This is a genomic window from Cellulomonas sp. P4_A2 (assembly GCF_056402515.1).
Genome location: NZ_JBFUHG010000019.1, coordinates 1 through 15,622 on the forward strand (window position 1 = coordinate 1; position 15,622 = coordinate 15,622).

At 72.2% G+C, this 15,622-nt stretch carries 18 protein-coding genes and 1 pseudogene; 9 read left to right on the forward strand and 10 right to left on the reverse strand.

Going from position 1 to position 15,622, the window contains the following annotated elements; translation table 11 throughout:
• The 5 genes and pseudogenes from AC1DUE_RS16165 to AC1DUE_RS16185 all read right to left on the reverse strand — a co-directional run.
• Nucleotides 1-631: pseudogene (locus tag AC1DUE_RS16165) on the reverse strand (hypothetical protein); the annotation flags it as partial.
• A gap of 118 nt (nucleotides 632-749) precedes the next feature.
• On the reverse strand, nucleotides 750-1,058 hold the full coding sequence (locus AC1DUE_RS16170) for a hypothetical protein (RefSeq protein ID WP_477040435.1): 309 nt from the start codon (nucleotides 1,056-1,058) through the stop codon (nucleotides 750-752).
• Nucleotides 1,059-1,061: 3 nt separating this feature from the next.
• Complete coding sequence (locus AC1DUE_RS16175; protein WP_477040436.1) at nucleotides 1,062-2,459, reverse strand: threonine/serine exporter family protein; 1,398 nt, start codon at nucleotides 2,457-2,459, stop codon at nucleotides 1,062-1,064.
• Nucleotides 2,456-2,836, reverse strand: coding sequence for an iron chaperone (locus AC1DUE_RS16180; protein ID WP_477040437.1), 381 nt, complete (start codon nucleotides 2,834-2,836; stop codon nucleotides 2,456-2,458). Before AC1DUE_RS16180 ends, AC1DUE_RS16175 begins: the two co-directional genes overlap by 4 nt.
• A gap of 21 nt (nucleotides 2,837-2,857) precedes the next feature.
• Nucleotides 2,858-3,265 carry a PNPOx family protein gene (locus tag AC1DUE_RS16185; protein ID WP_477040438.1) on the reverse strand — a complete coding sequence of 136 codons (408 nt, stop codon included), beginning with the start codon at nucleotides 3,263-3,265 and terminating at the stop codon, nucleotides 2,858-2,860.
• 143 nt (nucleotides 3,266-3,408) lie between these two features.
• Between AC1DUE_RS16185 and AC1DUE_RS16190 the strand changes: the two genes are divergently transcribed.
• Entirely contained in the window at nucleotides 3,409-3,684 is a 276-nt protein-coding gene (locus AC1DUE_RS16190) for an adhesin (RefSeq protein WP_477040439.1), read from the forward strand.
• A gap of 162 nt (nucleotides 3,685-3,846) precedes the next feature.
• Here the strand turns inward: AC1DUE_RS16190 and AC1DUE_RS16195 are convergent, their stop codons facing one another.
• Together AC1DUE_RS16195 and AC1DUE_RS16200 are read right to left on the reverse strand one after the other, a co-directional pair.
• Nucleotides 3,847-4,467 carry an FMN reductase gene (locus AC1DUE_RS16195; RefSeq protein ID WP_477040440.1) on the reverse strand — a complete coding sequence of 207 codons (621 nt, stop codon included), beginning with the start codon at nucleotides 4,465-4,467 and terminating at the stop codon, nucleotides 3,847-3,849.
• Between the two features lie 23 nt (nucleotides 4,468-4,490).
• Entirely contained in the window at nucleotides 4,491-5,645 is a 1,155-nt protein-coding gene (locus tag AC1DUE_RS16200) for an LLM class flavin-dependent oxidoreductase (RefSeq protein WP_477040441.1), read from the reverse strand.
• Between the two features lie 153 nt (nucleotides 5,646-5,798).
• On the opposite strand from AC1DUE_RS16200, the gene AC1DUE_RS16205 reads away from it, so the two are divergent.
• The 8 genes from AC1DUE_RS16205 to AC1DUE_RS16240 all read left to right on the forward strand — a co-directional run bounded on the left by AC1DUE_RS16205 (nucleotide 5,799) and on the right by AC1DUE_RS16240 (nucleotide 14,014).
• On the forward strand, nucleotides 5,799-6,875 hold the full coding sequence (locus tag AC1DUE_RS16205) for a PIG-L deacetylase family protein (RefSeq protein ID WP_477040442.1): 1,077 nt from the start codon (nucleotides 5,799-5,801) through the stop codon (nucleotides 6,873-6,875).
• Nucleotides 6,872-7,831 carry an ATP-grasp domain-containing protein gene (locus tag AC1DUE_RS16210; RefSeq protein WP_477040443.1) on the forward strand — a complete coding sequence of 320 codons (960 nt, stop codon included), beginning with the start codon at nucleotides 6,872-6,874 and terminating at the stop codon, nucleotides 7,829-7,831. The genes AC1DUE_RS16205 and AC1DUE_RS16210 overlap by 4 nt, the downstream gene beginning before the upstream one ends.
• The gene (locus tag AC1DUE_RS16215) at nucleotides 7,828-8,547 is read left to right on the forward strand and encodes a PHP domain-containing protein (RefSeq protein ID WP_477040444.1); all 720 of its coding nucleotides are present in this window, start codon (nucleotides 7,828-7,830) and stop codon (nucleotides 8,545-8,547) included. Before AC1DUE_RS16210 ends, AC1DUE_RS16215 begins: the two co-directional genes overlap by 4 nt.
• Nucleotides 8,544-10,028 (forward strand): glycosyltransferase family 2 protein, encoded by a 1,485-nt coding sequence (locus tag AC1DUE_RS16220; RefSeq protein WP_477040445.1) that lies wholly within the window; start codon nucleotides 8,544-8,546, stop codon nucleotides 10,026-10,028. Before AC1DUE_RS16215 ends, AC1DUE_RS16220 begins: the two co-directional genes overlap by 4 nt.
• Before the next feature lie 80 nt (nucleotides 10,029-10,108).
• A complete protein-coding gene (locus AC1DUE_RS16225) occupies nucleotides 10,109-10,270 on the forward strand; it encodes a hypothetical protein (RefSeq protein ID WP_477040446.1) in 162 nt (53 codons plus the stop codon).
• The gene (locus tag AC1DUE_RS16230; RefSeq protein WP_477040447.1) at nucleotides 10,267-10,611 is read left to right on the forward strand and encodes a response regulator; all 345 of its coding nucleotides are present in this window, start codon (nucleotides 10,267-10,269) and stop codon (nucleotides 10,609-10,611) included. Before AC1DUE_RS16225 ends, AC1DUE_RS16230 begins: the two co-directional genes overlap by 4 nt.
• Nucleotides 10,608-12,458, forward strand: coding sequence for a sensor histidine kinase (locus tag AC1DUE_RS16235; RefSeq protein WP_477040448.1), 1,851 nt, complete (start codon nucleotides 10,608-10,610; stop codon nucleotides 12,456-12,458). The genes AC1DUE_RS16230 and AC1DUE_RS16235 overlap by 4 nt, the downstream gene beginning before the upstream one ends.
• A gap of 152 nt (nucleotides 12,459-12,610) precedes the next feature.
• Entirely contained in the window at nucleotides 12,611-14,014 is a 1,404-nt protein-coding gene (locus tag AC1DUE_RS16240) for an FAD-binding oxidoreductase (RefSeq protein WP_477040449.1), read from the forward strand.
• Here the strand turns inward: AC1DUE_RS16240 and AC1DUE_RS16245 are convergent.
• From AC1DUE_RS16245 to AC1DUE_RS16255, 3 genes are all read right to left on the reverse strand, one after another.
• Nucleotides 14,011-14,217 carry a hypothetical protein gene (locus AC1DUE_RS16245; RefSeq protein ID WP_477040450.1) on the reverse strand — a complete coding sequence of 69 codons (207 nt, stop codon included), beginning with the start codon at nucleotides 14,215-14,217 and terminating at the stop codon, nucleotides 14,011-14,013. The two genes, AC1DUE_RS16240 and AC1DUE_RS16245, sit on opposite strands and share 4 nt — an antisense overlap.
• Complete coding sequence (locus tag AC1DUE_RS16250) at nucleotides 14,198-14,809, reverse strand: signal peptidase I (RefSeq protein ID WP_477040451.1); 612 nt, start codon at nucleotides 14,807-14,809, stop codon at nucleotides 14,198-14,200. Before AC1DUE_RS16250 ends, AC1DUE_RS16245 begins: the two co-directional genes overlap by 20 nt.
• A gap of 124 nt (nucleotides 14,810-14,933) precedes the next feature.
• Nucleotides 14,934-15,608 carry a TasA family protein gene (locus tag AC1DUE_RS16255; protein ID WP_477040452.1) on the reverse strand — a complete coding sequence of 225 codons (675 nt, stop codon included), beginning with the start codon at nucleotides 15,606-15,608 and terminating at the stop codon, nucleotides 14,934-14,936.
• Between the last annotated feature and the right edge of the window lie 14 nt (nucleotides 15,609-15,622).

A 15,622-nucleotide genomic window follows, 5' to 3' on the forward strand; every position in this document is an offset into this window, starting at 1 on the left:
GACCCGACGGGTCCGCGACCATCACCTCGCCCATCAGGACGTCGACCTTGCGCGCATCCACCCGGCCCGCAGCCCAGGCGTCCAGGACCACCGGATGCGTGCACGCCAACGACGCTCGCACGACCAGCATCTCCGCCGAGCGCCGCGTGGTCACCAGCGCACACGCCAACTCATCGGGCACCGGGGACGGGTGGATGGGGCGGCGGACCTCCAGCTCGTGGATCGCGACCGCCTGGGCCGCCTGCGCCGCCCGGATCAGCTGCTCGAACCCCTGCACCACCCCGATCACCGCACCCGAGGGCAGATCGGCGACCTGCACACCATCGAGCAGGCCCGCCAGGTCCAGAAGAGAAGCACCCGGCACCGGGAACTCCGGCAGCCCGATCCCAGCGGTCGTCGCTGCTGGCCCGGCCGTCGAGGTGGACTCCGCAGAGGTGGGATCGGGCGCAGCCGAGGAGTTCGAAGCGGAGGCCGGGCTGGACCCGGACGCGGGGCTGGACGCCGACGTGAACCCGGGGTCGGAGGCGGACGCCGACCCAGGCGTGGACGCGGGGCCGGCCACGGACGCGGGAGCCGGGCTGGGCGCGGCGGCGGATGCCGGGCCGGACGCGCCTGGGCGTGTCGTGCTCATTCGCCGCCCCCCTGTCCGCCGGATCGATCGGTTCGAACAAGTGTACGATCGACCACTGACACGCGACCGGCCGCGGATGTGATCTGTGGACGACCGGGTGCGTCGCAAGAGATCGGGCTCAGTGCACCGTGGTCCGGGAGATCGACTGGTCGAAGTGGCAGCGCACGCCTCGGGGGTGGGTGCGGGTGCCGCCTCCCGGGTGCCCGGCGGGGCACCGGTGGACGACGAGCGGGCCGGGGCGGCCGTCGGAGCGGTTCGTGACCTGCGGGTGCACGGTGGACCGGCACCACACGCTCTGGGTGTGCCCGACCTGTGGCATGCACTGCGCGGAGGGGTGCACGGACACGGAGCGCTGGGCGGGGACGACGGTGTCGTCGGGGATCGTCGGGAGCAGGCGCGGGATGGTGTGAGCGGACTGCGGGGCCAAGCGTTACGGGGCCGGATTCACCGCGCGTACGACAGCGCGGCCGACGCGGCGGGCGTCGCGGGTCAGGGCGGTGCCGACGATGACGCCGAGCGCGATGGAGAAGAGCGCCAGCACGGTGTCGATGATGTCGGTGACCCCGGCGTCGACGCCGGTCGCCAGCTCGGACACCCCGCGGAACCCGAGGGCTCCGGGCAGCAGCAGCCAGAACGCGGGCAGCATGGTCACGATGGCCGGCGGGCCGGTGCGCGCACGCTGGATGGCCTGCGAGACGGGCACGAGCACGAGGCCGCCGACGAACCCCGACAGCTGCGGCGACAGCAGGAGCAGGCCGAGGGTCTGGGCGGCGAACGCCGCGTACAGGGCGAGGAGCAGCCACCAGAACGATCCCCGCGGTGGCGACGAGAAGTACCGGTGCCCGACGGCGACGAACAGCACCCCGACCCACGCGGCCCACGAACCGAGCAGGGACGAGGTGCTCTCGGTGGAGAACGGTCCGGCGACCGTGACGGCGGCGACGACCCCGAACCCGAGCAGCAGGAGCTGGGCGATCCCGTAGACGAGCCGGGAGGCGCCCGCGATGACCTGGTTGCTGGTCAGCTCCATGGCGGCCACGGTCAGCACGGCACCGGGCAGGAAGCTGACCAGCGGTGGAGCGAGCAGGCGGATGGGGTCGGTGTCCAGCAAGGGGGCGACGACGGTGATCGTCGCGACACTGACGAGGAAGGCGGCGACGACGGGCAGGGCGGTGGACAGGGTGGGCCAGCGGTCGGCGAGCAGGCGCAGGAGGCCGACGAGGGCCCCCATGACGACGTACGCGGGCAGCGCGTTCACCGCCGGGTAGAGGATCAGCCCGAACCCGACCGTCAGCAGCGCGTGGCCGAGCACGACCGCGAGCGGCCCGTAGTGCGGGGGCGTGGCGAGGATCTGCCGGAGCCGGACGCGCGACTCGCCGAGGTCCGCGGTCCCGGTGGTCAGGTCGCGGACCAGCCGGTCGACCGCGCCGATCTGGTGCAGCGGCAGGGTCTGCTCGGTGTCGGGGCCGGTGAAGTCGCTCTCGGGCCCCTGGGCGGTCTCGACGTGGATGAACACGCCGGTCGGCAGGACCAGGGTGCGCACCTGGTCGGCGCCGTACGCCTGCGCGATGTCCCCGATCTGCTGCTCGGTGTCCATGACGGACTGTCCCGACGAGAGCAGCGCCGCGCCCAGCTCGCGCAGCAGCGGGACCAGGTCCGCGGGCACGGTCGGCAGCTCGCCGGGCTCCGCGATGACACCGGGCGGCGGCGGCTCGGTCAGCACGCGCATGGCCCGCCGAAGGCGTCCGCCGAGGTGGACCCCGTGCGGCGCGGAGGCGGTGCGCAGCGGAGAGGGATGGGGTGCCGACGACGAGGGAGGGTCGGTCATCGCGCGTCGAGGCGCTCGTCGACCTCGGCCATCCGCAGCGCGGAGATCCGGCGGACCGTCTCCTCGCTCAGCGGCGCGTCGGCGGGGAACTGCAGCGTCGCGCCGGACAGCTTCCCCTCGGGCAGCGTCCCGGCCAGCGACCGCGCGAGCGGAGGGCTCATCAGGTGCAGGCTGCAGTGCGCCTTCGCGACGGACAGCGCGACGAGCCCGACGCCCCGGTAGGTGATCGTCGGGACCTGGTAGGAGATGGTCTGCCCGGCGTCGGGCACGGCCGCGACCAACCGGTCCCGCACCACCCGCAGGGCCGCACCCTGCGCCGCGGGGACGGCGCCGAGGTATTCGTCGACCGTCGAGGCCGGAAAGCCCTCACGCGGCACCGCGCCACCTCCTCCGCCCGATCACGACCTAGGGCGATCGTACGGATCGTCGGCCCGCAGCGAAACGAACTCGTCGGTGCCGAGCAACCGCAGGGCCCCGCGCGTCCAGGCGGGCACCAGCCGCGCACCCTCGGCCCCGCGCAGCCGCACCGGGTCGGACAGGACCAGCACCGTGCGACGACGCACGAGCCTGGCCGGACGACCCGCCTCGATGTTGCGCAGCCACTGCACGCGCGGCCCGTAGGTCAGCGCGATCGTGATGCGCCCGGAGCCGGAGGGGAACGCCATCACCGGCGTGTGGAAACGGCGGCCGCTCGACCGGCCTTCGTGGTGCAGCGTCGCGAAGGGCGGGATCTCGTCGGAGAGCAGACCGAGCAGCGGGTTGGTGACCCGCCGGTTCACGCGTGTGATCCACAGCGGGAGCGGCATGGTGCGGAGGTTAGGGCCGATCAAGCGGGCGCGCGACCGTTGGACAGCCCGGGTCTCGCTCAGCGGGACTCGATTTGCCGTCGTCGCCAAGACCTGCGCACGGTGGACGGGCACGCAAGAAACGCCGATCGAAGGAGAGCAGCATGCTCACCCTGACCGACAGCGCACGAACCGCCGTCCACACCCTGACCAGCAAGGCCGGACTTCCCGACGAGACCGGCGGCCTCCGCATCGCCCAGCAGGACACGGGCGAGTTCGAGCTTGCGCTCGTGCCGGAAGCGTTCCCGGGCGATGATGTGGTCACGGACGGGACGAGTCGCGTGTACGTCGACCCGGAGGCGTCCCTGACGCTGGCCGACCAGCGCCTCGACGTCGAGACGGCCCCCACGGGCACGGCGTTCACGCTCGGCCCGCAGTAGCCAAGACAGCCCGCAGCAGAGACAGAGCGGCGACAGAAGAGCAGCGCCCCCCAGCGCCTGTGCACGGCCGGGGCACGACCGGCCCGGGTGCACGGGCACGAAGAGGACGAGGGCGGGAAGCCACGGCTTCCCGCCCTCGTTGCTGTGCTCGTCGCCGGTGGGTCAGTGCCCCCCGAGCAGGTCCTCGAACGACGGCACCGCGTCGTAGAGGCCGACCGGCGCGGACGGCTCGCGGTCCGCGACCATCTCGGCCAGCTCGCGGCCGGCGCGACGGATGCGGTTCGGCAGCGGGTTGACGTCGTCGCCGCCCCCGTCGGCCCAGTCGTCGGTGGCCGCGAACACGGCGGTGCCGGCGACGTCGGCGCGCAGGTAGGCGAACAGCGGTCGCAGCGCGTACTCGAGCGCGAGCGAGTGCCGCCCGGTGCCGCCGGTCGCGCCGACGAGCACGGGCCGCCCGACGAGCGCGTCCTTGTCGAGGATGTCGATGAACGACTTGAACAGCCCGGAGTAGGAGGCCGAGAAGATCGGCGTGACGGCGATGACGCCGTCGGCCGCCGTGACCTTCTCGATGACGTCCTTGAGCGGTCCGGACGCGAAGCCGGAGAGGGTCATGTTGACCACCTCGTGGGCGACGTCGCGCAGCTCCACGGTCTCGACGTGCGCGGTGATGCCGCGGGCAGCGAGCTCCGTGACGGTCGCGTCGGCGAGCCGGTCGGCCAGCAGCCGCGTCGACGAGGGCTGGGAGAGCCCGGCGGAGATGACGACGATGGAGCGGTCGCTCATCGTGATGCCTTTCCCGAAACTAGTCATGACTGCAGCGAGTCCTCGGCCCGGAGACCCGTGAAGGTGTCCTCGGCAACGACCTGCTCGTGCACGGTACCCGCAGCTCGCGCCGCGGCGACACGCGAGGCGTGCGAGGGCGGGTTCGCCGGCACGTGCGCGGGACGGGCGGACTCGGCCTCGGCGCGCAGCACCGGGACGACCTCCGTCGCCAGGATGTCGATCTGCTCCAGCACGGTCTTCAGCGGGAGACCCGCGTGGTCCATGAGGAACATCTGACGCTGGTAGTGCCCGACCTGGTCGCGGAACTTCCCGTACCGGTCGATGACCTCCTGCGGGCTGCCCACGGTCAGCGGGGTGTCGCGCATGAAGTCCTCGAGGGCCGGGCCGTGCCCGTAGACGGGCGCGTTGTCGAAGTACGGACGGAACTCGCGCACGGCGTCCTGCGAGTTCTTGCGCATGAACACCTGCCCACCGAGCCCGACGATCGCCTGGTCGGCCTGCCCGTGCCCGTAGTGCTCGTAGCGCTGGCGGTAGAAGTTCACCATCTGCGCGGCGTGCTCGAGCGGCCAGAAGATCGCGTTGTGCAGGAAGCCGTCACCGTAGTACGCGGCCTGCTCGGCGATCTCGGGGCTGCGGATCGAGCCGTGCCAGACGAACGGCGGGACACCGTCGAGCGGACGCGGGGTCGAGGTGAAGCCCTGGAGCGGACCGCGGAACTTGCCCTGCCAGTCGACGACGTCCTCCTCCCAGAGGCGGCGCAGCAGCGCGTAGTTCTCGATGGCCAGCGGGATGCCCTGGCGGATGTCCTGACCGAACCACGGGTAGACCGGGCCGGTGTTGCCGCGACCCATCATGAGGTCCATCCGACCGTCGGAGATGACCTGGAGCATCGCGTACTCCTCGGCCAGCCGGACGGGGTCGTTGGTCGTGATCAGGGTGGTCCCGGTGGACAGGACGATGTTCTTCGTCGTGCCCGCGAGGTAGCCGAGCATCGTGGTGGGCGACGAGGGGACGAACGGCGGGTTGTGGTGCTCGCCGGTCGCGAACACGTCCAGCCCCGCGGCGTCCGCGTGCTGGGCGATGGTGAGCATGTTGCGCACCCGCTCCGTGTCGTCCGGCGTCCGGCCGGTCGTCGGATCGGTGGTGACATCGCCGACGGTGAAGATCCCGAACTGCATCTCTCTCGCCTCACAGATGGATCAAATGTTCATGCGTTTGCATGTACTAGCCGATCCAACAGGGGACCCGCCACGCCTATTCCCCGGGCGGTGGCAGGCGACCCAGACCTATAGCGTGGGGACAGACCGACCGGCGACGGAGGGGCAGCTCGAGTGGCAGACGACCAGATCAAGGTGCTCGTCGTAGAAGACGACGTGGACACCGCGCAGTACGTGCGCACCGTGCTCGAACGCCGCGGTGGCATGGCCGTCACCGTCGTGCACGAGCCGATGTCCGCACTCGCCGAGGTCGCCAGGACGCAGTTCGACGTGGTGCTCACCGACATCCAGATGCCGGGCATGAGCGGTCTGGAGCTTCTCGACGAGCTGCGCTCGCGGGCCGCCGGCACGCCGGTCGCGGTGATGACCGCTTTCGCGAGCGTGGACTACGCGGTCGACGCGCTGCGGCGCGACGCGGACGAGTTCCTGGTCAAGCCTGTCGCCGCCGCGACGCTGCTGGAGCGCATCTCCGCGCTCGCGGCGCAGGGGCGCCAGAAGCGGGCGGCCCAGGACCCGCACGACGTGGTCCTCGCGGTCGGGGCGCACCCGGACGACGTCGAGATCGGCGTCGGCGCGACGCTCGCCTCGCACCGCGCGGCCGGCGACACGGTCGTGATCCTCACCCTGTCCAGCGGCTCCGTCGGGGGCGACGTCCAGGCCCGTCGGCACGAGGCCCTCGCGTCCGCCGCGATCATCGGCGCCCGCCTGTACCTGCACGACTTCGAGGACACCCGCCTGGACCCGGCCGACGGGCTCATCACGACGATCGAGGAGACGATCCGCGAGGTGCAGCCGACCATCGTCTACACGCACAGCGAGCACGACCGGCACCAGGACCACCGCGCCGTGCGGCAGGCCGTCGAGGTCGCCGCCCGCCGGGTCCCCTCGCTCGCGTGCTACCAGAGCCCGTCGTCCACGATCGACTTCCGGCCCACGCGGTTCGTCCCGGTCGACGGGTTCGTCGACACCAAGCTGCGCATGCTCGAGGCGTTCACGTCCCAGGCCCACCGCGACTACATGGACCCCGAGCTCGTGCGCGCGACCGCCCGGTACTGGTCCCGGTTCGGCACGGGAGCGTTCGCCGAACCGCTGGAGACCATCCGCGCGGCCGCGATGCTCCGCGGTGGCGCGGGGCTGGTCGCGGCCGCGTCCGTCGAGGCGCAGGCCGACGAGCACGGGGCGACGGCATGAGGGTCCTGGTGACCGGCGCCGGCGGACCTGCCGGCGTCGCGGTCATCCGGTCGCTGCTGCGCCGCGGGGACGTCGAGGTGTTCGCGGCGGACATGGACCGCTGGGCCAGCGCGATCTACCTGGTCGACGCGCCCTACCGGCGGCTGGTCCCGGCGGGCCGGGCGCCGGAGTTCGTCGACGTGGTCCGGCAGCTGTGCGTCGACGACAGGATCGACGTGCTCTTCCCGACCGTGGACGTCGAGCTCCCGCTGCTGGCGGCGGTGCGCGACGACCTGGGCGGGGCGATCCTGGCCTCCCCGTCGCTGCGCACCCTCGAGACGTGCCTCGACAAGCTGGCGCTGGCACGCGCGTGCGACCGCACCGTCCGGGTGCCCCGCACCGAGCTGCTCGGCACCGTGGAGGCGACGAGCGGCTGGGACTTCCCGGTGATCGTCAAGCCGCGGCGCGGGGCCGGCTCGCGCGGCGTGCGGACCGTCGGCTCGCAGGCCGAGCTCGACGCCGTGCACGACGAGGAGGACCTGATCGTCCAGGAGATGCTCCCGGGCGACGAGTTCTCCGTCGACGTGCTGGCCGACCTGGAGGGCAACGTGATCGCGGCGGTCCCGCGCGCCCGCCTGCGGGTGGACTCCGGCGTCGCGGTCGCGGGCGTCACGGTGCACGACGACGCCCTCATCGAGACCGCGTCGTCGGTCGCCCGGGCGGTCGGGCTGACCACCGTCGCCAACGTCCAGCTCAAGTACGACGCCACCGGCGTGCCCGCGCTGCTCGAGGTGAACCCACGGTTCCCGGGCGCGATGCCGCTGACCATCGCCGCGGGCGTCGACATGCCGTCGCTGACCCTCGACGCGGTCCTCGGGAGGCCGGTCCCGGCGCACGTCGACTTCCAGGAGATCGCCAACGTCCGTTACCTCGAGGACGTGTTCCTGCCGGTCGACGAGGTCCTGAAGCCCCGATGAGCAGGAGGGTTCCAGGCCCCGACGAGGACCATCACGTCCACTCGACGTTCTCCGACGACGCCGTCAGCACCCCGGCCGAGAACCTCGCGGCCGCCGACCGTGCGGGCCTGCGCGTGATCCGGATGGTCGACCACGTGCGCGAGTCCACGACGTACGTGCCGGAGTTCCTGGCCGCCGTCCGCGCGCTGCCGCGGATCGAGAGCATCACCGTGCTCACCGGCGTCGAGGCCAAGATCCTCGACGCGGACGGCACCGTCGACGCCCCGCCGCAGGTGCTCGCGTCGATCGGCGAGCCCGGCGGGCCGGACCGCATCCTGCTCGCCGACCACCAGTTCCCCGGGCCGCTGGGGCCGTGGAGCCCGCGCGCCACCCTCGAGCGGATCCTCGGCGGCCTCGATCCCGCCGACGTCATCGAGATGCTGGTCGCGGCCACGATGCGGGCGATGCAGCGGGTCGGCCCGGCCCAGCTCGCGCACCCGTTCTCGGTGCTGCCCAAGATCGGCCTCAGCGAGGACGACGTGCCCGACGAGCTGCTCGACGCGCTCGCGGACGTCGCGATCGCCACGGGCGCCCTCGTCGAGGTCAACGAGAAGTGGCAGTGCCCGGGAGCGCGGGTGGCCACCCGGTGGCGGGCCGCGGGCGTCGAGCTCGTGCCGTCGACCGACGCCCACACCGAGGCGGACGTGGGCGCGTACGACTGGGTGCGCACGTCGTGACGAGCCCGTGGCGCGACGTCCTCGTCGCGGTCCTCGCGGCCTTCGTCGGCATCGGCGCGATCCCCGTCCTCGCGGGGCTGTACCAATACCTGCTGGTGCCGGTGCACGCCTTCCGCAACCACCTGCGCCGGGCCGCGCCGCACCTGCCGAGGGTCGTCGTCATCGTCCCGGCGTGGAACGAGGGGGCGGTGCTGTCGGCGTCGCTCGACCGGCTGATGCGCCTGGAGTACCCGCCGGACCGCCTCAAGGTGTTCGTCGTCGACGATGCGAGCACCGACGACACCCCCGACGTGGTGCGCGCCAAGGCGGAGCAGTACGACGGCCGGATCGTGCACCTGCGCCGCGAGCAGGGCGGCCAGGGCAAGGCGCACACGCTCAACCACGGGATCCGGGCGGCGCTGGCCGACGACTGGATGCAGGCGCTGCTGATCATGGACGCCGACGTCATCTACCGCCCCGACTCCCTGCGCCGCATGACCCGGCACCTGGCCGACGAGAACGTCGGCGCGGTCACCGCCTTCATCCGCGAGGGCAGCGACCGCCCGGGGAGCGTCGCGCGCTTCATCGGCTACGAGTACGTGACCGCGCAGGCCGCCGCCCGTCGCGCGCAGAACGTCATGGGCGCCATGGCCTGCCTCGCGGGGGGTGCACAGCTGCACTCGCGCACCAACCTGGAGGCCGTGGGCGGGCAGGTGGACACGAGCACGCTCGCCGAGGACACCTACACGACGTTCCTCACGCAGCTGGCCGGTCGCCGCGTCGTCTTCGAGCCTGCAGCGGTGGTGCTGGCCGAGGAGCCGGACTCGATCACCGCCCTGTGGAAGCAGCGCGTGCGCTGGGCCCGCGGCAACGTGCAGATCACGCGGACTTTCCGCCGCGTCTGGTTCCGCCCGCGTCGCGCGCACGGCCTCGGCCGGCTCGACTTCGGCATCATCTGGTTCGCCATCTACCTCCTGCCGGTCGCGATGATCCTCGCCGCCGTCGGGCTCGTCGGCCTCTACTTCGTCGCCGAGGTCACCGCCACGGCCGCGTTCCAGGCGCTGTGGTGGGTGGCCGTCTGCGCCTACGTCTTCATCACGGTCACGACGATGATGCTGGACCGGGAGACCGCGCGGCGCTCGTGGCTGCAGGGGATCGCCTTCCCCGGCGTCGGCGCGCTGGTCGTCATGGTCGCCGCGTGGTTCCCCGACCTGCTGGAGGTCCGGCTGCCCGAGCTGTTCGGCTGGGACATGACGCCGGTCGGCCGCGAGGTGTGGACACTGACGCTCTACGCCTGGTCGGTGATCGCGATGGTGCTGGCGTGGGTTGTCAAACAGCTCGAGCGGACCCGCGTCCTCAAGCCACTGGCACTCCCGCTGCTCTACCTTGTGGGTTTCGGGCCGGTGCTCTGCGCCATCACCCTGGACGCGTACGTCAAACAGTGGCGGGGGGCTGCGGCAGTGTGGGACAAGACGGAGAAGACAGGGCGGGTGGTGGGATGAGCGCCGCGGGTGGTGGGATGAGCGCCGCGGGTGGTGGGATGAGCGCCGCGGGTGGTGGGATGAGCGCCGCGGGTGGTGGGATGAGTTCCGACGAGGACGTCTGGGCCACCCTCACGGACGAGGCCCTCAGCGACGAGATCGAGACGAACAGGCGGTACGAGCGCCGGCTGCTGGTGGTCGTCGGCCTGGTGGCGGCGGCGTGCACCGTGGTCGTCCTCCTGCTGCACGGACAGTTCCCGTGACGCGCGTCCTGGTCGTCGACGACGAGCCGGACGAGCTGGCGCTGCTCGTGCGGCACCTGCGTCGCCTCGGGTGCGAGGTGGTCGCGGTGGCCACGGCCGAGGACGCGCTCGCCGACCACGACAACCTCTCGGTGGACGCCGCGTTCGTGGACCTGCGGCTGCCGGGGATGAGCGGTGCGGAGCTGATCGGAGAGCTGCGCGACCTGCGTCCCGCGCTCGCCGTGGTGGTCACCTCCGTGCTCGACACGGACGACTACCCGGTCGTCGACGCCTGGCTGCCCAAGCCGTTCACCGGCGAGGGCGTGCAGCAGGCGCTGACCGCGGCGCTGGCGGCTCGGTGACCGAGCCTCCCGCGGAGCCGCCCTGGGACGGCATCGAACGGCGGTTCCAGAAGGACCGTCGGCTGGGAACCGCGCGCGCCGGGACCGGCCGTCGGTCCACCGACCGCGTGAACCAGACGCGCTGGGCCGCGACGGTGCACCGCCTGCTCCGACCTGACGCCTCGGTGATCGAACGACAGCTGCCGTTCCTGGCGCTCTACCTCGTCGCGATCCTGCTGATCCTCTCGCCATGGATCCCGGTCCCGATCCCCGAGTACGTGCTGGTCGCGACCGTCCTCGTCATCGCACAGGCGCTCGCCGCCCGGCTGCTGCCGTGGACCAAGTGGCCCGAGAGTGCGCCGGACGTCCTGGCCGTCATCCAGATCGCAGCGGTCGGCATCCTCCGGGCCGGGACCGGGGGAATCGGCTCGCTGTTCACGACGATCGTGTTCTTCCCGGTGATTGCCCTGGCCTCCCAGCGCGGTCGCCGCGGTGTCGTGATCGGCACCGTGGGTGTCGCGGCGGTGATCTTCGCACCACCTCTCCTCGACCCCTCGGTGCCGATCACCCGGGACACGGTGATCCGGAGCCTCTTCGTGTCGCTCGCCGCGTGCGTGATCGCCGTGACCGTGCACGAGACCACCGATCGTCTGCGTGCGCGGACGGCCATGCTGGAGCGCCTGCAGAAGCAGCAAGCGGGACTGCTGGATCGCGCCCGCAACAACGCGGTCGAGCTCGCGCGCGTCGCCGACGCTCGCCGTGCGGCCCGCGACCAGCTGATCTCGGTGATCGACTCCGCGACCGAGCAGGCGATCATCGCCACCAACGCCGACGGCATCGTCGAGGTGTTCAACCCGGGCGCCGAGCGGCTGCTCGGGTACGCGCAAGGGGAGGTCGTCGGCCAGGTCCGGCTCACGTCCTTCCACCTGCAGTCCGAGCTCGACGCGCGTCGCCGGGACCTCTTCGACGACACCGAGGGGATCGACAACCCTCGGGTCCTGTTCGACACGCTCGTCGCCGCCGCGATGGCCGGCCGCCCCGAGGTGCGCGACTGGACGTACGTGCGCCGGGACGGGTCGACGCTCACCGTGCGTCTCGCGGTCACACGTCGGGAGGAGGTCGACGGCACGATCGCCGGCTACGTCGTCGTCGCCACCGACGTGACGGCCGAGCGCGAGGCCGCGCGCCTGCAGGACGAGTTCGTCAGCCTGGTGAGCCACGAGCTGCGCACGCCGCTGACCTCGGTGCTCGGCTACCTCGAGCTGCTGACCGACGGCACCGACCCGCTCACCGACGAGCAGCGCGAGTACCTGACCGTCATCGACCGCAACGCCCGCCGCCAGCTCCGGCTCGTCGGCGACCTGCTGCTCACGGCGCAGGTCGACGCGGGGCGGTTCTCGATCTCCCCGCAGACGCTCGACGTCGCCGACATCGTGCGTGCGTCCGTCGCGTCGGCCACCCCGGCGGCCGAGGGTGCGCGCGTCGCGCTGGAGGCGGTGATCGAGAAGACCGTCGTCCAGGCGGACCCCGTCCGGCTCGCCCAGGCGGTCGACAACCTCGTCTCGAACGCGATCAAGTTCACGCCCGCCGGTGGTGCGATCCGCGTGACGGCCGCCCCGAGCGGGACCGGTGCGCGGATCACCATCGCGGACAGCGGGATCGGCATCCCGCCCGACGAGCTCGAGTCGCTCACCACGAGGTTCTTCCGGGCGTCGACGGCCACCCGGCGGGCGATCCCCGGCGTCGGGCTGGGTCTGTCCATCACCAAGGCGGTGGTGGACGCCCACGGCGGCAGCCTGTCCATCGCGAGCCTGGTCGGCGAGGGCACCACGTTCACGATCGACCTCCCGGCGATGCCGCCGGGGTAGGTGGCAGCACCCGACGGGCTACTCGTCCGTAGCTTCGGACATCTCGGGATGTATCAGACGTTCGGAAGCGTGCCCTTCTTGCCCGTGCGCCCACTGGCGCGGACAAGGAGCGCGGGCAGACCCGCGCCGGACACTCTGAAGGAACTCGAACGATGACCATCCTCAGCTCGCCGGTCGGCTCGGACTACCGTCCCTCTCCGGCAGCCGCCCTCACGACCCTCGTCGACACCGGGATCCCGGTGCACCTGCCGGGCACCGACGAGTACGCGGCCCTGACCCGGACCTCCAACCTCGTCAAGGCGATCGCGCCGGCCGGGGTCGTGGCCGTCCGCGACGCCCACGACGTGAGCCACGCCCTGCGCGTCGCCGCGACCGCGGGTGTGCGGGTCGCCGTCCAGGGCACCGGGCACGGCGCCACCGAGACGATGCAGGACGCGATCCTGGTCAGCACCGTCGCGCTCGACGAGGTCACGGTGCACGCCGACGAGCGTTGGGCCCGGATCGGCGCCGGCGTGAAGTGGCAGGCCGTGCTCGAGGCGTGCGCACCGCACGGGCTCGCGGGCCTGGCGGGTTCGTCGCCCGACGTCGGCGTGGTCGGCTACCTGACCGGTGGCGGCATCGGCCCGGTCGCCCGCACCCACGGCCTGGCCTCCGACACCGTCCGCGCGTTCGACGTGGTGACCGGCGACGGCGTGATCCGCCGGGCCTCCGCCACCGAGAACGCGGACCTCTTCTGGGGGCTGCGCGGCGGCAAGGGTGCGCTCGGGATCGTGACCGCCGTCGAGATCGACCTCGTCGAGCAGGCGACCCTGTACGCGGGCGCGCTCTGGTTCGACGCCGCGTCGGTCCCGTCGGTGATCCGGACCTGGAGCGTGTGGTCGACTCTGCTCCCGGAGGCGGGGACCACGTCGTTCGCGGTGATGCGCCTGCCCGACCTGCCGATGTTCCCGGAGCCCTTGCGCGGACGGACGACCGTCTCGGTGCGGTTCGCCTGGACCGGCGACCCGTCCCAGGGCGCCCAGATGATCCAGGCGCTGCGGTCGGTGGCCGAGCCGCTGATCGACACCGTGCGGGTCATGCCCTACGCCGAGCTCGGCGACGTGCACACCGACCCGATCGACCCGATGCCGCTGCACGAGGAGCACAGCCTGCTGTCGTCCTTCGGGCCCGAGGCCGCCGAGCGGCTGATCGAGCTCGCCGGACCCGCCGCCCCGACGGCGCTCGCCATGGTCGAGGTGCGCCAGCTGGGCGGGAAGGTCCGCGACGACCGCGGCGTGCCGAGCGCGTTCGCGTACCGCGACGCCGGGTTCTCCGTGTTCTCGCTCGGCGTGCTGATCCCGGAGATCGCGCAGTCCGTGGTCAGCGACAGCGCCCGCCTGCACAGCGGGCTCGCGCCGTGGGCCACCGACGGGGGTCTGCCGAACTTCACCGACACGTCCGGCCCGGTCTGGGCGGCTCGCGTCTTCCCGGCCGAGGTCGCCCGCCGGTTGCAGACGCTGTCGCTCGTGTACGACCCGGACGCGGTGCTGCTCGCCGCGCGCGGGCTCCGGTCCTAGGGGGTGACGCTCGGGGTCGGTGTGGGCGGGACCGAGATCACCACACCGACCTCCTGCTGCTCCGTGAACCGTGCGGAGGTCGATGCCACGAGGGGACCGACCAGGGCGGCGACGCCCAGGGCGATCACCACGACGAGGCGCAGGATCGACCCGCGGTCCGCCGACAGGAACGGGCGCGGGTCGTCAGTCGAGGAGGAGCTCATCCACCCTCCTGTCGCCGGCGCTCTCGACGGGGCGACCGCGGCCGGAGCGGCGACGGTCGTGGACCGAGAGCAGCTCGAGCGTAGCGAGAGCGAGCAGCGGAGGGACGAGCATCACGGCGCGTCCGACGTTCGATCCTGCCCAGTCGAGCACCCATCCCCACCCGGGATGGACGGCGAGCACCACCCCGCGGACGCGTTCGACCGGCGTGGCGTCGACGTCCGGCTCCGGGTTCGCGTCGCCCTTGGTGATGACGAACGACCGGATCTTCTGCTTCCCGGCGGAGTCGACGTCGGGCACCTGGCGACCGGTCGTCGGGTCCAGGACCGTCTGGGGGATCCGCTGGAGGGCCACGATCCGGTGCGTGACCAGCTCCTCGGACCCGACCGGCCAGAAGGAGACGACCTGGTTCACCTTCAGGTCGGACTCGTCGGTGATCGCCCGCAGCACGACGGCGTCACCGGCGTCGAACTTCGGCGACATCGAGCCGGACGTCACCACGAGCAGGCGCTGGTCGTGCACCTGGAACCACAGCGGCACCGCCAACGACACCGCGTAGGCGAGCCCGCACACGGCGATGATCGCCCAGAGCACGATCGACAGAGCCCGCCGCCAGACCGGCTGGCGTCGACGCAGGGCCGACCGGCCGGGGGTCCGTGGAGCACGGCGGTCGACCGGGGGAGTGTGGCGGCTCCCGCTCGTAGCGGTCATCTGCAGGTCAGGGGTTGTTGGCGGTCTGCTCGGCGTTGAAGAGGAGGTCCAGCGTGACGGACGTGTCCTGGTACTCGTTGCCGGCCGCGAGGGGGAGGAAGACGCGGGCGCACAGGCTCTCGGTCGTGTTGCCGCCCGGGAGAGTCCGGTCGTTGCCGTCCGCGGGACGCGCGCCCGGCACGCCGACGAGCGGGGCGGGGTTGGCGGCGGTGGGCCAGTTGGTCACAGGAGCCTGCGTGTTGTTGATCGGTGTCAGGCCGGTGGTGCCGGCGACGTTGCACGCGGCCTCGTCGACCTGGAACATGCTGAGCTCGAGGATGTTGCTGAGGTCTCCGGTCCCCGTGCCCGCACCCGGCGTGCCCGAGTACGAGATCGAGTACCGGAGCTGGAGCGAGCCCGCGTTCGACACCGTCAGCGGCACGAAGGTGGAGTCGCCGGGGGCCAGGCCCTCCGGGATGACGGCGAACGGCACCGTCTGACCCACGACGAGGTCGATGTTGCCGGTCCGGATGGAGGCCGACGTCGCGTCGTCGTCGGTGAAGAGCGCCGACGTCGTCAGTGTGGTCGCTCCGATGACCGCGAGCCCGACGATGATCACGGTGGTCCACAGCCGACGGCGACGGGCCAGATCACGCGGGGCCGGTGCCGGGTCGATCATCTCGTGGAGCAGGTCGTCCATCATCAGAGCACCCTCCA

What these genes read in the sequence shown, in the direction of transcription:
- AC1DUE_RS16215 (WP_477040444.1), top strand. Translation starts at nt 7,828, where the DNA reads ATGAGCAGGAGGGTTCCAGGCCCCGACGAGGACCATCACGTCCACTCG.
- AC1DUE_RS16190 (WP_477040439.1), top strand. Translation starts at nt 3,409, where the DNA reads ATGCTCACCCTGACCGACAGCGCACGAACCGCCGTCCACACCCTGACC.
- AC1DUE_RS16185 (WP_477040438.1), bottom strand. Translation starts at nt 3,265, where the DNA reads ATGCCGCTCCCGCTGTGGATCACACGCGTGAACCGGCGGGTCACCAAC.
- AC1DUE_RS16195 (WP_477040440.1), bottom strand. Translation starts at nt 4,467, where the DNA reads ATGAGCGACCGCTCCATCGTCGTCATCTCCGCCGGGCTCTCCCAGCCC.
- AC1DUE_RS16175 (WP_477040436.1), bottom strand. Translation starts at nt 2,459, where the DNA reads ATGACCGACCCTCCCTCGTCGTCGGCACCCCATCCCTCTCCGCTGCGC.
- AC1DUE_RS16245 (WP_477040450.1), bottom strand. Translation starts at nt 14,217, where the DNA reads ATGAGCTCCTCCTCGACTGACGACCCGCGCCCGTTCCTGTCGGCGGAC.
- AC1DUE_RS16200 (WP_477040441.1), bottom strand. Translation starts at nt 5,645, where the DNA reads ATGCAGTTCGGGATCTTCACCGTCGGCGATGTCACCACCGATCCGACG.
- AC1DUE_RS16225 (WP_477040446.1), top strand. Translation starts at nt 10,109, where the DNA reads ATGAGTTCCGACGAGGACGTCTGGGCCACCCTCACGGACGAGGCCCTC.
- AC1DUE_RS16210 (WP_477040443.1), top strand. Translation starts at nt 6,872, where the DNA reads ATGAGGGTCCTGGTGACCGGCGCCGGCGGACCTGCCGGCGTCGCGGTC.
- AC1DUE_RS16240 (WP_477040449.1), top strand. Translation starts at nt 12,611, where the DNA reads ATGACCATCCTCAGCTCGCCGGTCGGCTCGGACTACCGTCCCTCTCCG.
- AC1DUE_RS16255 (WP_477040452.1), bottom strand. Translation starts at nt 15,608, where the DNA reads ATGATGGACGACCTGCTCCACGAGATGATCGACCCGGCACCGGCCCCG.